The sequence below is a fragment of the Stenotrophomonas sp. CFBP8980 genome, assembly GCF_034046095.1.
In the GTDB taxonomy this organism is placed as follows: Bacteria; Pseudomonadota; Gammaproteobacteria; order Xanthomonadales; family Xanthomonadaceae; genus Stenotrophomonas; species Stenotrophomonas lacuserhaii.
The window spans coordinates 183332-195918 of sequence record NZ_JAXCXF010000004.1 but is presented as its reverse complement, the minus strand read 5'-3'; the positions used below and the strand labels follow the sequence as shown (position 1 = coordinate 195918).

The window sequence follows — 12587 nt, the reverse complement described above, 5'->3', positions numbered from 1 at the left end:
GGCTGTTCGCGGGTCGTCGCTACGCGTGCATCGTCATTGGCCGTCGAGGGAGAACGCCGCGTGCACCAGGGCCAGGTGGCTGAGGCCCTGTGGCGTGTTTCCCAGCCCCTGATCGGCCGCAGGATCCCACATTTCCGGCATCAGTCCGACATCGTTGCGCACACGCCGCAGCAGCACGTCGAACAGCCGCCGTGCCTCGTCCGCTTCGTCCAGCAGCCCATACGCTTCCACCATCCAGAATGCGCAACTGATGAAGGTGCCTTCGCAGTCCTGCATTCCGCTATAGCGCCACAGCAGGTCACCGCTGGGATCAGCCAGCTCCTGCCGGATGGCCTCGCGGGTGGCGATGAAGCGCTCCCTGCGGACCTCAGCCAGTCCGAATCGGCAGGCCAGCATCAGGCTCGCATCCAGGCGGTCACTACCTGGGTGCATGACATACGCCTGCCGCCCCTCATCCCAGCAGTGCTCATCCACCCACGTCAGGATACGTTCGGCCTCGCGCTGCCAGCGTGGCAGGCAAGCCTGGCTCAGGTGGCCCTGTCCGGCCATCTCGCAGGCCCGATGCAGTGCCATCCAGCATTCCACCTTCGACATCGTGTAGTGCTGAAGGTCCTCCAGTTCCCAGAAGCCGTGGTCCCTGCGCATCCAGCCTTCGGCACATTCGTCGGCCAGATCGAACAGCAGCTGCGCGGTGGCAGGATCCAGCACGTGGCCGGCACCCACCATGCGGCTGGCCATTTCCATGACATCGCCGTAGGTGCAGGTCTGCAGCTGGTCGGTGGCGGTGTTGCCCACCCGTACCGGTTGGCTGCCGCGGTACCCCGGAACGTCGATGGTGCGCTCTTCCTCCACGCGCTCGCCGCGCAGGGTATAGCAGGGCGATAGACCCGGCTGGTGGCGCCCGATGGTGGTCATCAGCCAGCTGAAACCGGCCTTGGCGTCGGGCATCGCGCCCACGCGCAGGAAGGCCTTGATGACGTACGCCGCATCGCGCACCCACGCATAGCGGTAATCCCAGTTCTTGTCGCCGCCGATACGCTCGGGCAACGATGCGCTGACTGCCGCGGCAATCGCCCCGGTCGGCGCGAACCACAGGAACTTCAATGCCAGGGCCGAGCGGATGACATCAATGCGATGACTGCTTTCGAACTGCAGGTCAGCGACCCATTGCTGCCATTCGCGGTCGGAGCGATCGATCCGTGTGTCGATGTCCTGCAGCGGCGGCACCGGCAGCACCTCGTCCTGTGATGCGAGCAGGGCGATGAGCGCCTTGTCACCCGCCTCGACCGTCAGATGCCCGGACACGGCCCGGTCGTCGCACTCGCTGATCTGCACCCCTTCGGTGTACCGCAGCATCGTCATCACCGGGCCCACGTGGTGCACGCAGCCATTGGGTGTATCGCTCATCCAGGGAGTGCGCGTATCGGCCAAGGTACCTGGCTGGTAGCGCAGGTCGAACGTCACCGCACCGCCCACCCCTTCGATGCGCCGGGCCAGTTCGGACCACGGCAGGCGTCCGGCTGGCCCACTGTTCAGCGATTCGGTGATCCGCGCCCGGCCGGAGGCGGTCTGCACCACCGTCTCCAGCACATTGCTATCGGGCCGGTAACGCCGCTGCACGCGGTGCACGTCACGTGCCTGCAGTACGAAGCGGCCGCCTGCAGGCGCATCGAGCAGGCGGTCAAACAACGGTGGCGCGTCCAGGCAGGGTGCGCACCACCAATCGATGCTGCCATCGGGCGCGATGAGCGCGCTGGAGCGCCCATCGCCGATGGCCGCATAGGCATGGATCGGTACGAAGCCGTCCGCATCCCGTTTGGTGCTTGGATGCGAAACCGTGCCGGGCATCACCATCGGCGCGGTCCGCATCGCATCGCGCCGTGCTCCGGGAGCGTCATCACAGGGTGACCGCACCGCCGGATATCGTAAGCAGTGCACCGGAGGTGTAGCTGGCACTGTCGGCCGCCAGCATCACGTACGCAGAAGCCAGCTCCGCTGGCTGCCCCGGACGGCCGAACGGGGTCTGGCTGCCGAACTGCTGCACTTCCTCGGCGGCCATGCCGGCCGGGATGAACGGCGTCCAGATCGGGCCCGGCAGTACCGCATTGACCCGGATCCCTTTCTCCGCCAGCAGGCCCGCCAGCCCGATCGTGAGGTTGGCGAGTGCGCCCTTGGTGGCCGAGTAGGGCAGGATGTTCGGCGTCGGCTTCTTCGAGTTGACCGAGGCGGTATTGATGACCGAGCCTCCGTCCTTCAGATGCGGCACGGCCAGCCGGGTCAGGTTGAAGACCGCATGCACATTGGTGTCGAAGGTCTTGCGCCAGTCGTCCAGCGTGATGTCATCGAAGGACTCGTAGTAGCGCTGGTAGGCGGCGTTGTTGACCAGGATATCCAGCCCGCCCAGCTCGCGCGTGGCATGCTGGATCAGCTCTTCGGCCTGTGCGTCGTCACTGATGTCGCAGGGGCAGAGTACCGCCTTCTGGCCCGCCTTTTCGATCAGTGCGGCAATGGTATCGGCGTCTTTCTCCTCGCCGTGCAGGAAGGCGATGGCCACGTCCGCCCCTTCGCGGGCGTAGGCGATGGCAACTGCGGCGCCGATCCCACTGTCGCCGCCGGTGATCAGCGCCTTCTTGCCTTTCAGCAGCCCGTGCCCGACATAGCTTTCCTCGCCGTGGTCTGGCCGTGGCTCCATTTTGTCGGTCTTGCCGGGAAAGGACTGCTGCTGGGCTTTGAACGGGGGCTTGGGATAGTTGGGTGCAGGCATTGGCAGGCAATCCGTCGGGGAGTGAGCCTGCAGTCTGGCGAGGGGCCGGTAAATAACACGGCCCCGCCGTGTCTGCGCCGTGTGTACGCCTCAGCCGCTGCTACGCTCTGCGCACCGTGTGATCAGCGCTGCACTGCCGACAGCGATCGCATCCTCTACCGCACCGGTCGGGGTCTGACCGTAACGTGCGATCGCGCGGATCCGCAGGTTGAAGGTCAGGTAGGCCATGCCGACCGCGGTACCTGCGCCCAGCAGCGCGCCGATGCCACGTTGGCGATGTGGGGCAAGCGCAGCGCCGGCGATCATGCCGGTCGCCACGCGTGCAACCATGCCAGCCGGAACAATGCGATCCGGTGCGGTTTTCATCTTGTCGCCCAGCAGCTCGCCACCCGCCAGCGCCAACATGCCGGCCGAAGCCAGCGGATTGGACAGCAGGCCAGGCGCCCCGTTGTCAGCAGGCAGGGTGCCGGTGCGCGCCGCGTTGGTCACCGCTGCAAGCGGCGTCATGGCGCGCATGCCGGCAACGGCGCCCATCAATATCGAATGGATCAAGGCCATAAAGTGTCCTCAGGGCTTCGGGGGCTTTTCGTAGTCGCCAGGCGTGGCCGTGTGCTCAGACTCCGGCATGTCCTTGTCCTTCCACCGCGCATCATCATTGCGGTGCTTGTCGGGGGTGTCCGGCTTGTCCTGGTCGGCCACGTCGGCGCCAGGATTGAGCGGCAGCTTTGTCATACGTTCTCCGTGCAGCGGGTGGTCATGCCCGGAAACATGCGCGCCTCCAGGTGAGCGCGGCGTCGCCGCGGGCTGCACATGCCCGCCACATGGCGGTCACCACCGGCGCACGGGCGGGCAGGTATCAGTAGGTCACCCGCTTCTCCAAGGATATCCCGATGCGTTCAGCGACCCATGCCGGCAGCAGCTCCGTCCGCCGGGGCATCCCGGACACCTTCATCGTGGCGACCTGACATGGACCGACTCACCGACCACGCCGCCCCTGCGCTGGAGGCCGCCGCGCGCGAGGTGTTGGGAAGCCAGCCCAGCCTGCCGGCACCCGGGCGCGGCCACACGCTGGAACGCTGGCGCGCCTTGGCTGCCATCGCCGGGCGAGATCTGTGCTTGGCCAAAGTGCTGGAAGCTCACTACGACGCTCAGGTCATCCTGTCCGACCTGCATGCGTCGCCGCTGGGCAGGCAGTCGTTGGCGGCGGTATGGGCGGCAGAGGGGCCGCAGGCTACGCTGCTGTTCGACCCTGCCACCGGTACCGTGAGCGGTGACAAGCCGTGGTGCTCCGGCGCCGGCCTGGTCGACATCGCACTGGTCACCGCGCAGGGTCCGCAGGGATCCCAGTTACTGCGCATCCACGCCGATGCGCCTGGCATCCGGTTGCGGCCGCAGACCTGGCATGCCACTGGCATGAGCGGCATCCCCAGTGGCAGCGTCCAGTTCACCCAGGTGCCGGCCGAACCGATCGGAAAGCCCGGTGCCTATCTGGCACGTCCCGGCTTCTGGCACGGCGGCGCCGGAATCGCGGCATGCTGGTACGGCGCCGCAGTCGCCTTGGCCGCACCGCTGCAGCGCTCGCCGCGGGTCGCGGGGGATGCGCAGACCGCCTCCTTGCTGGGGCAGGTCGACATGCAGCTGCAGTCGGCAGCCGCGCTGATCCGCGAACTGGCGGCATGGATCGACGCCATGCCGTCCAAGCCGCACCAGACCGACGTGCTTCGCGTACGCAGCGTGATGGAGCGCACCTGCACGCAGGTCCTGGATGCCGTTGCACGCGCGCTCGGGCCGGCGCCGATGTGCCTGGACGGTGATCACGCGCGGCGTTGGAGTGACTTGACGGTATTCATCCGCCAGAGCCATGCCGATCGCGACTGGGCCGAACTGGGACGCGCGGTGCAGGCACAGGAGGGACCGTGGACACTCTGACGCCGCAGCGGATCGAAGGGCAGGGCAACCTGGAAGCCGATTGGGCCGGCAGCAGCTGGCTTTCTGCGCTGCCCAGCACGCAGGCCCATACGTTGCTCGACGGCACGCGTCGCCTGCTGGTCGTCTCGCCCCACCCGGATGACGAAGTGCTGGCCTGCGGCGGACTGATGCAGGCGGCGCTGGCGCAGGATGTTGCCGTGCACGTCGTATCAGTAACTGACGGCGAAGCCTGCTACTCCGAACAGCCGCAGTGGCCGCCGGAGCGGTTACGTGATGCGCGCCGCCACGAGTTGGCGCAGGCCATGCGTGTGCTGGGACTGGACGCAACCCACGTCACCCCGCTCGCGCTGCCCGATGGGGGTGTCACCACCCACGAAGCAGACTTGGCCGCACACCTGTCGGCTCAGCTGATGCCCAATGATCTGGTGATCGCCCCGTGGATCAAGGACGCCCATCCTGACCATGAAGCCACCGGCCGAGCGGCACGCACCGCGGCCAGTGCGCGAGGCGCACGCATGCTGCAGTACCCGGTCTGGGCATGGCATTGGCTTGATCCCGCGGCGCCCCTGAGTCCGTGGCCCACGGCCATGCGGATCCCGATGGACGCGCCCTTTCTGACGCGCAAGCGCGAGGCCATGCAGGCCTTCGCCACCCAGACCGGTGATGTGGATGGCCTGGACTGCCCGCCCATCCTGCCGGCACATGTGACTGCGCGTTTCCACCGCCCGTTCGAGGTGCTGATCGGATGAGTACCGCCGCGTATTTCGACATGCTGTACCAGCAGCCGGATCCCTTCCAGTACCGCAGCCGCTGGTACGAGGCTCGCAAGCGGGCGCTGACGCTCGCCTGCCTGCCGAAGCAGCGTTATGCCAGCGCGTGGGAGCTGGGCTGTTCCAATGGCGTGTTGACCGCCGAACTGGCTGCGCGCTGCGAGAAGCTGCTGGCCACGGACATCAACGAGCACGCATTGGCCGAGGCCGCTGACTCCACTCGCGGCTGTACCCACGTAACGCTGCAACATGCGCAGCATCCCGCCGAATGGCCGGACGGACGCTTCGACCTGATCGTGGTCAGCGAGGTCGGCTACTATCTGGACGCGGCGGATCTGCTGCAGATGGGAACGAAATTGCGGGGAAGTCTTGCCGGCCAGGGCCTGCTGCTGGCCTGCCACTGGCGTCATCCCTTTGATGAAGCAAACAGCATGACACGCGACGTGCACCACGTGCTTGGCCAAGGGCTGGTGGAAGCCTTCACCTACCAAGACGAGGACGTGCTGTTGCAGGGCTGGAGCCCACAGCCGACCAGCGTCGCCCGGTGGGAAGGATTGCGATGATTGCGGTCATCGTGCCGGCCCATGACGAAGCGGCAGTAATCGGGCGTTGCCTGGCGGCGGTGTCGTTGGCTGCCGCCCATCCCGGTCTACATGGGGAAGCGGTGCTCGTCGTCGTCGCACTGGATGACTGCCGCGATGCGACCGAGTCCGTCTGCCTGATGCAGGGCGTCACCACGCTGGCCGTCAAAGTGCGCTGCGTAGGCGCCGCGCGTGCGGCCGCCGCAGCGCACGCATTGTCACTGGGGGCGCGCTGGATTGCCAGCACCGACGCCGATACCGTGGTGCCGGCGGACTGGCTGTACCGGCAGGTCAACTGCGGTGCAGACGCCTTCTGCGGCGTGGTCGAGGTCGTCGACTGGCTGGACTATCCGCAGGCGGTACGCGATGCCTTCACCGCCAAGGCAGTGGTCGATGGGCACCGGCATGTCCATGGCGCCAATATGGGCATCAGCGCCTCGGCGTATCTGGCCGCAGGAGGGTTCAGTGCGGTAGTCACCGGCGAAGACGTTGCCATGGTGCACGCCCTTGAGCGGGTAGAGGCCAGGATTGCCTGGCTGGCGCAGCCCGCTGTCGCCACCAGCGCACGACGCACGGCGCGTGCGCCGCAGGGTTTCAGTGGTTTCCTGCGCGCACTGGAGCGGGAAGTGCTGGACGCTGGCGCTGCGTTGCTGCCGACCACGGCGCTACAGCGATGACCTTCGAACCGGTGGACCTGCTGGGGTGGGCGGCGACGATCGTGCTGATCGCCACGCTGGCGCGGCAGATCCACAAGCAGCACCAGGCAGATTCCGTGGAAGCAGTCTCCACCTGGCTGTTCGTGGGGCAGATTACCGCCTCGGTGCTGTTCATTGCCTATAGCGCACTGGTCGGATCCACGGTCTTCGTGGTGACCAATTCGCTGATCCTGATTACCGCGATCACTGGACAGGTGCTGGCCGTGCGACGGCGCAGGAATGTGGGCCCGCGGCGGTGAGAGGGCAGATTCCCGCCGTGAACAGATCACGCGCAGCCTGCCTTCTCAGTAACCCCTCTCGACTGAATGCATCCAACAAAGGAGATTGCCAGATGGCCCAACGTGCCCCCCGAGTTCATACCGATGCGCGCGAGATCGAGCGCTTCAAACAGCTGCAGTCACAGTTCGATGCGGAAATGGTGGCCGAGCTGCATCTCGTATCGGGCGAGGTCGTCACCGGCACCGTGCCGGAGCCACCGAACATCCAGCAGTTCCTCGATGAAGACGGCAATGAAGGCACCAACGGGCTGCTCCGACTGGATTGCGGGGATGCGCAGGTACGGCTTTTGTGGCTGGATGAAGTGGAGCGGGTGGTGCGGGTCGGAACATTCTAAGCGCGCGAGAAATCCGGGCCGATATCGTGTGGGTGGATCGCGTCCGCGCTCTGCATGAAGCCCTCATTGCAGGCGTTCACTGTCGCGACTTGGTGCAATTATCGTTCTTCTGAAGCGTGCGTTGCCGCTGTCAGTCCAGTCGGCCGGCCCGGTCCACCGTCGCTACGGCCAGTTCCAGCATCGCCAGCGCGGCCAGTGCCCAGATGAAAGTGGACTTGCCCGCGACCACCAGCAGCCATCCGCCCAGCGCAGGAAACCCGAATATCCCGATGAAGTAGGCGACCACGAACCAGGTCAGCGCCGCGTGGCGGTCTTCCAGTGCCGATGCATTGACCGCCCAGGTCTGGATGACCGGGTACAGCAGCCCGTAACCGGCGCCGGTCAGGATGGCGGCGGCAGCATGGAATGCAGAATGCACGGCGCTGCCATGCAGGCACACCAGTCCGGCGACAAGGCAGCCCAGCAGGCAGATGATCACCGGCCTGCGCGGCCAGCGCGAAAGGTGGCGCACCAGCAGCAGCCGCAGTGCCACCGCGGTGCCTGCGTGCAGCGCAAAGAACGTGCTGGCACTGGCCGCGCTGCCATCGGTCAGCGAGCCCTGGAAGGCCATCATGCCGGAGAACACCGCCCCGCCCAGCCCGGCCATCAGGATGGGCCGGATCGCCACGGAGCCGGCCAGCCCGGTGACTTTCCGCACCCATGGACGCAGCGCTTTGCGCTGCGGCGGTCGCGCTTCGCGGATGCCGAATGACGCCAGCAGGCACGCTGCCAGGAGGCCGACGATACCGACCCAAAGAAACGCCGAGGCAAACGGTAGGCCGCCTTGTTCCAACAAAGCGGCAAGCACGATCGGGCTACCGCAGATGCCGGTCATCTGGAAGGCGCTGAAGCGGGTGAAGCCCGGGCCACGCTCGCTATCGTCCAGCCGTTCGGACATCGCCAGCGGCGCGCCGAGATAGAACATCCCCCAGCCCAGGCCGATCAACATCGCCGCCAGGCGGGGCAGGGAAGCCGGGGCGATCCCGCCCAGGCTCCCCAGCAGCAGGTAGCCCGCTGCCATGGCCAGCGCGCCCACTGCGGCCAGGCGCGCGGCATCGACCCAACCCGCGCACCAGCCCACCAACGGCACGCCCAGCAATGTCCCCAGCAGCGCCATGCTGAGCGTGGTACCTGCATCGAGCTCACTGCCGCCCTGGGCGCGAAACCACGAGGCGATAAGGAAGGTCGCACCGTAACCGGCAGCGCTGAACAGCGTGCCGAAAAGGATCAGCGACGGGGAACGGGGGCGCATGTGTCAGCTCCCCGGCTGCGTAGCCGCTGGCACCATAGACCTGAGCATTGCCACCGCCTCGGCAAGGCGTGCGCCGACGTGCCTCACTTCCTCTTCCGTGTTGAAGCGACCTATCCCGATACGCACGCTGGACTGGATGCGCGCCTCGCTGGCACCCAAGGCAAGCAGGACGTGCGATGGCGACTGCTGCGCCGATGTGCACGCAGAGCCCGAAGACAGCGCGATATCGGGTAGTTCGAGCAGCAGCGAGGAGGCATCCACGCCGGCGAAGGAAACGTTGAGTGTGCCGGGCAGACACGCCGTCAGGTGGCCGTTGATCTCCATCCCGGGCACATTGGCAACAAGATAGCGGCGAAGCGCATCCTTGAGCCCGCGCACCCTCCACGATTCAGACTCCAGGGTCTGCAGAGCCAGTTCCGCCGCGCGGCCGAATCCGACGATGCCGGGCACGTTGAGCGTCCCCGAACGCAGGCCGCGCTCGTGCCCGCCGCCCACGATCAGCGGTGAGAGCGCCAGGCCCGGGTTCGCGGAATCCACATACAGCGCGCCGATGCCCTTGGGCCCGTGGATCTTGTGCGCCGAGAAGGAGGCCATGCTGATGTTCATGCGCCTGACATCGAGTGCGACCTTGCCGAACGCCTGGGTGGCATCGGTGTGGAAGGGGATGGCGCGTTCCCGGCAAAGGGCGCCGATTGCTTCCAACGACTGCAGCGTGCCGGTCTCGTTGTTGGCGGCCATGATCGACACCAGCCGCGTGTCGTCACGGATCGCACGTTCAATGTGCTGCGGCGAAACGATGCCATCAGTGCCGGGCGGCAGGCAGGTCACCGACACGCCGTTGTCGCCGAGACGGGCACAGCTGTCCAGCACCGCCTTGTGTTCGATCATCGAGGTGATGACATGGCCCCCGGACGCGCCGTGCAGCGCACGCAGACCGGCCAGGGCCAGGTTGACCGATTCGGTCGCTCCGGACGTGAAAATGATATCCGCAGGCCGGGCCGCATTGATCGCCGTGGCGATTGCCGCCCTGGCGGTGTCCACGGCACGGCTCGCGTCCCAGCCGAAGGCATGGCTTCGGCTGGCGGCGTTGCCATGGCAGCGGGTCAGGTACGGCATCATCGCCTGCAGCACGTCGGGATCCAGTGCCGTGGTGGCGTTGTTGTCCAGGTAGATCGGACGCTGCACGTCATGCATCGGGCATCCCCGGCACCGGGGTGGCAGACGCTTGTGCGGCAGCAACTGCGAACTTCGGCGCGATGCACGCGCCCTGGCTTACCGCGCCGCAGTCACTGACCAGGTTCAGCCTGATCGTGGAGGTGCTGCCCAGCAGGTGGCTGAGCTGCAGCCCGCGCCCGTAAGCGAGCCTTTCCGACCATGCGCTCTCTTCGAAGAAGACCTCCAGCAACGTCGTGCCGGATGCTGCATCGCCGGCCGCCCGGGAAAAGTACTCCGTGGTGATGGCGGCGCAGGTCAACCGCTGCGTGGGCACCTGCGGTTCTTCGCCGCTCGGCGGCGATGCGACGCCGGCCACCATGCTGCGGACCAGTCGTTCGGGTACGCCGCCCAGGGCCAGGGTATGCGAGAGATGCTGGCGGGCGGAATCCTCATGGATGGCGTGGATGGCGCCGAGCGCTATCTGATGAAGCGCGGCAGCAGGCTGGAAGACCTCGCGGATGGCCGGGTGCAGGTGGCTCAAACAGGGGCGCCGCTTCTGCGAATTGCTGAGTCCGTCATCAAGGAACTGCGTACGAAAGATGCCGCGATGATCGAACGCCACCGACAGACGCGGCATCGGCAGTCCACTCTCGCGATGGCGGCGCGCCAGGCCAAGCGCGGCCTCGAAGGCGCGCAACTGGGCCTGGACCTCGATCACGCCCTCACCGTTGAGTGAAACCCGGGAATTGCCGGCCAGGATGCTGACATCGCCAGGCCGGTGCGGTGGTGCGCCAGGGAACGGTTCGGAAATCCGCACTGCATTGCCCATACATCCTCCTTGGAATCGGCTTGACCCATACGTGACGGATGCCGGACACCGTCTTGTTCGATCAAGTCTAGAAATGCACCACGAATGCTCAAGGGGCAAAGCCGCCACGTTATGGCGCAGCCGGCTGGCCCGTATGATGGCCCCAGGTTTCGCTCCAGGATCGACACGCAATGTCTGTTGTCATGCACGAACGCACGGCGCCCGCGTCGCGCCCCCCGGCATTCCGCGTGGCCGCGTGGTCGCTGATGCTGCTTGGCATGTGGCTGGCCCTGCGGCTGGGGCTGGTGGTGACACTGTTGTCGGGTCTGCTGGTCTTTCACCTGACCCATCTGCTGGCCGGACTGGTGGAAGGCAAGCTGCCTCCCGGTCGCGCCAGGGCGTTCTCGGTGATCCTGCTTGCGGTGCTGATCATCGGCGCATTGAGCCTGGCCGGCGTCGGCCTGGCCGCCGTCTTCCGCAACCAGACAGGGGGACCGGACGCGCTGCTTGCGCACCTGATGGACATCCTCAACAGTTCGCGCCACCAGGTGCCAGCGCTGCTGCGTGCCTACATCCCGGAAGACATGGACGCGCTGCGCTCCGCGCTCAACGAATGGGCGGCCGAACACCAGCGCCAACTGGGCGTGGCGGGCACCTCCGTGGTGCAGGTCGGCGTTCGGGTATTGATCGGCATGGTGCTGGGCGCGATGGTCGCGCTTTACGACGAAATGCCGCTGCCGCGCATGGGCCCGCTTGCCCAGGAACTGGTCGGCCGGACCAGCCGGCTGGCCACCTCGTTCCGCCAGGTGGTGTTCGCTCAGGTCAAGATCTCCCTGCTGAACACCCTGTTCACCGGCATCTACCTGCTGGTGGTGCTGCCCTTGTTCGGGGTCCAGCTTCCGTTGGCCAAGACCCTGGTGCTGATCACCTTCGTGGCCGGTCTGCTGCCGGTGGTGGGCAATGTCATCTCCAACACGATCATCACCATCGTGGCGCTGTCCGTGTCGTTCTACGTTGCGATGGGGGCACTGCTGTACCTTATCGTCATCCACAAACTGGAGTACTTCCTCAACGCGCGCATCGTGGGCGGTGAAATCCGCGCCCGCGCGTGGGAACTGCTGTTGGCGATGCTGCTGATGGAAGCCGCGTTCGGGCTGGCTGGGCTCGTTGCAGCGCCGGTGTTCTATGCGTATATCAAACGCGAGCTGCTGGACCAGGGCTGGATCTGATCCATCCAGCAACCTTCATCGCCGGATGCAGGCTGCGCGCCGCGCTCGCCGAACATGGTTCGGCGCTACCGATGCGCACCTCTGCCGGCGGGTGACAGGTGTCACTTGATATGGGCAGGTTTCCAGCCATGATTGCCACACCGTCGCGTGGTGCAGTCTGCGCCGGCATTCCATCACTTCAAGGACGTCCCGTGCAGATGCTGCAGCTCCTCGTTTCGCATACCCCGATCTGGGTCTGGGTGCTTCTGGCTTTCCTGGTCACCCGCGGCATCAACGCGATGAAGCCGGGGGAAACCTCGCTGTCGAAACTGGCGATCGTGCCGGCGCTGTTCACGGTGTGGGGGGTGTGGTCGATCAACGCGCGGTATCCCGCATCGTGGGAAGCGTGGGCGCTGTGGGTGGTGGGTATTGCCGCCGGCGCGGGCGTCGGCTGGATCCTGCTGCGCCGCTTGAAACTGCGGGTGGAGTCGTCCACCGGGAAGCTGTGGCGCGGTGCCGACTACAGCCTGCTACCGCTGCTGCTGCTCACCTTCGTGGTGAAGTACGGGTTTGAATCGGCTCTGGCCATGTCGCCGGCGTTGGCCGCCGACGGCGGTTTCCGCACGGCCCACCTGCTGCTGACCGGTGGGTTCACCGGCATCTTCATCGGCAAGTACTGCCGGTACCTGGTGGCCTCGCGTTCGCCGGCACAGGACACGCTGGCACCGGTGGGCTGACACCGGCCGCGCTCC

At 66.4% G+C, this 12587-nt stretch carries 15 protein-coding genes; 8 read left to right on the top strand and 7 right to left on the bottom strand.

Annotated features, from left to right (window positions below; translation table 11 throughout):
• Positions 1-33 precede the first annotated feature (33 nt).
• The 4 genes from SOM47_RS11070 to SOM47_RS11055 all read right to left on the bottom strand — a co-directional run bounded on the left by SOM47_RS11070 (position 34) and on the right by SOM47_RS11055 (position 3496).
• A complete protein-coding gene (locus SOM47_RS11070) occupies positions 34-1869 on the bottom strand; it encodes a glycoside hydrolase family 15 protein (RefSeq protein ID WP_320505576.1) in 1836 nt (611 codons plus the stop codon).
• 28 nt (positions 1870-1897) lie between these two features.
• Positions 1898-2764 carry an SDR family oxidoreductase gene (locus tag SOM47_RS11065; protein WP_042612916.1) on the bottom strand — a complete coding sequence of 289 codons (867 nt, stop codon included), beginning with the start codon at positions 2762-2764 and terminating at the stop codon, positions 1898-1900.
• Positions 2765-2854: 90 nt separating this feature from the next.
• Positions 2855-3322 (bottom strand): DUF4126 family protein, encoded by a 468-nt coding sequence (locus SOM47_RS11060; protein WP_042612915.1) that lies wholly within the window; start codon positions 3320-3322, stop codon positions 2855-2857.
• A 9-nt stretch (positions 3323-3331) separates the two neighbouring features.
• Positions 3332-3496, bottom strand: coding sequence for a hypothetical protein (locus SOM47_RS11055; protein WP_320505575.1), 165 nt, complete (start codon positions 3494-3496; stop codon positions 3332-3334).
• A 234-nt stretch (positions 3497-3730) separates the two neighbouring features.
• Between SOM47_RS11055 and SOM47_RS11050 the strand changes: the two genes are divergently transcribed.
• The 6 genes from SOM47_RS11050 to SOM47_RS11025 all read left to right on the top strand — a co-directional run bounded on the left by SOM47_RS11050 (position 3731) and on the right by SOM47_RS11025 (position 7373).
• Positions 3731-4693 (top strand): acyl-CoA dehydrogenase family protein, encoded by a 963-nt coding sequence (locus SOM47_RS11050; protein WP_192083559.1) that lies wholly within the window; start codon positions 3731-3733, stop codon positions 4691-4693.
• Positions 4681-5442, top strand: a complete 762-nt coding sequence (locus SOM47_RS11045) for a PIG-L deacetylase family protein (protein ID WP_320505574.1) — start codon at positions 4681-4683, stop codon at positions 5440-5442. Before SOM47_RS11050 ends, SOM47_RS11045 begins: the two co-directional genes overlap by 13 nt.
• Positions 5439-6026 (top strand): class I SAM-dependent DNA methyltransferase, encoded by a 588-nt coding sequence (locus SOM47_RS11040; RefSeq protein WP_320505573.1) that lies wholly within the window; start codon positions 5439-5441, stop codon positions 6024-6026. Before SOM47_RS11045 ends, SOM47_RS11040 begins: the two co-directional genes overlap by 4 nt.
• Positions 6023-6721 carry a glycosyltransferase family 2 protein gene (locus SOM47_RS11035; RefSeq protein ID WP_320505572.1) on the top strand — a complete coding sequence of 233 codons (699 nt, stop codon included), beginning with the start codon at positions 6023-6025 and terminating at the stop codon, positions 6719-6721. The genes SOM47_RS11040 and SOM47_RS11035 overlap by 4 nt, the downstream gene beginning before the upstream one ends.
• A complete protein-coding gene (locus SOM47_RS11030; RefSeq protein WP_320505571.1) occupies positions 6718-6999 on the top strand; it encodes a PQ-loop domain-containing transporter in 282 nt (93 codons plus the stop codon). The genes SOM47_RS11035 and SOM47_RS11030 overlap by 4 nt, the downstream gene beginning before the upstream one ends.
• Before the next feature lie 92 nt (positions 7000-7091).
• Entirely contained in the window at positions 7092-7373 is a 282-nt protein-coding gene (locus SOM47_RS11025; RefSeq protein WP_042612909.1) for a DUF3247 family protein, read from the top strand.
• 130 nt (positions 7374-7503) lie between these two features.
• Here the strand turns inward: SOM47_RS11025 and SOM47_RS11020 are convergent, their stop codons facing one another.
• From SOM47_RS11020 to SOM47_RS11010, 3 genes are read right to left on the bottom strand one after another with little or no spacing between them, the layout of a single operon-like run.
• Positions 7504-8664, bottom strand: a complete 1161-nt coding sequence (locus SOM47_RS11020) for an MFS transporter (protein WP_320505570.1) — start codon at positions 8662-8664, stop codon at positions 7504-7506.
• Between the two features lie 3 nt (positions 8665-8667).
• Entirely contained in the window at positions 8668-9858 is a 1191-nt protein-coding gene (locus tag SOM47_RS11015; RefSeq protein WP_320505569.1) for an aminotransferase class V-fold PLP-dependent enzyme, read from the bottom strand.
• On the bottom strand, positions 9851-10537 hold the full coding sequence (locus SOM47_RS11010) for a hypothetical protein (protein WP_320505568.1): 687 nt from the start codon (positions 10535-10537) through the stop codon (positions 9851-9853). Before SOM47_RS11010 ends, SOM47_RS11015 begins: the two co-directional genes overlap by 8 nt.
• 293 nt (positions 10538-10830) lie before the next feature.
• On the opposite strand from SOM47_RS11010, the gene SOM47_RS11005 reads away from it, so the two are divergent.
• Complete coding sequence (locus tag SOM47_RS11005; RefSeq protein WP_320505654.1) at positions 10831-11856, top strand: AI-2E family transporter; 1026 nt, start codon at positions 10831-10833, stop codon at positions 11854-11856.
• 191 nt (positions 11857-12047) lie between these two features.
• Complete coding sequence (locus SOM47_RS11000; RefSeq protein WP_320505653.1) at positions 12048-12572, top strand: DUF6622 family protein; 525 nt, start codon at positions 12048-12050, stop codon at positions 12570-12572.
• Positions 12573-12587: the final 15 nt, after the last annotated feature.

Bases quoted from the DNA above. Each gene is read 5' to 3' on its own strand.
- SOM47_RS11030 (WP_320505571.1), top strand. From the start codon at position 6,718: ATGACCTTCGAACCGGTGGACCTGCTGGGGTGGGCGGCGACGATCGTG.
- SOM47_RS11040 (WP_320505573.1), top strand. From the start codon at position 5,439: ATGAGTACCGCCGCGTATTTCGACATGCTGTACCAGCAGCCGGATCCC.
- SOM47_RS11005 (WP_320505654.1), top strand. From the start codon at position 10,831: ATGCACGAACGCACGGCGCCCGCGTCGCGCCCCCCGGCATTCCGCGTG.
- SOM47_RS11015 (WP_320505569.1), bottom strand. From the start codon at position 9,858: ATGCATGACGTGCAGCGTCCGATCTACCTGGACAACAACGCCACCACG.
- SOM47_RS11035 (WP_320505572.1), top strand. From the start codon at position 6,023: ATGATTGCGGTCATCGTGCCGGCCCATGACGAAGCGGCAGTAATCGGG.
- SOM47_RS11020 (WP_320505570.1), bottom strand. From the start codon at position 8,664: ATGCGCCCCCGTTCCCCGTCGCTGATCCTTTTCGGCACGCTGTTCAGC.
- SOM47_RS11065 (WP_042612916.1), bottom strand. From the start codon at position 2,764: ATGCCTGCACCCAACTATCCCAAGCCCCCGTTCAAAGCCCAGCAGCAG.
- SOM47_RS11055 (WP_320505575.1), bottom strand. From the start codon at position 3,496: ATGACAAAGCTGCCGCTCAATCCTGGCGCCGACGTGGCCGACCAGGAC.
- SOM47_RS11050 (WP_192083559.1), top strand. From the start codon at position 3,731: ATGGACCGACTCACCGACCACGCCGCCCCTGCGCTGGAGGCCGCCGCG.
- SOM47_RS11025 (WP_042612909.1), top strand. From the start codon at position 7,092: ATGGCCCAACGTGCCCCCCGAGTTCATACCGATGCGCGCGAGATCGAG.
- SOM47_RS11060 (WP_042612915.1), bottom strand. From the start codon at position 3,322: ATGGCCTTGATCCATTCGATATTGATGGGCGCCGTTGCCGGCATGCGC.
- SOM47_RS11070 (WP_320505576.1), bottom strand. From the start codon at position 1,869: ATGCGGACCGCGCCGATGGTGATGCCCGGCACGGTTTCGCATCCAAGC.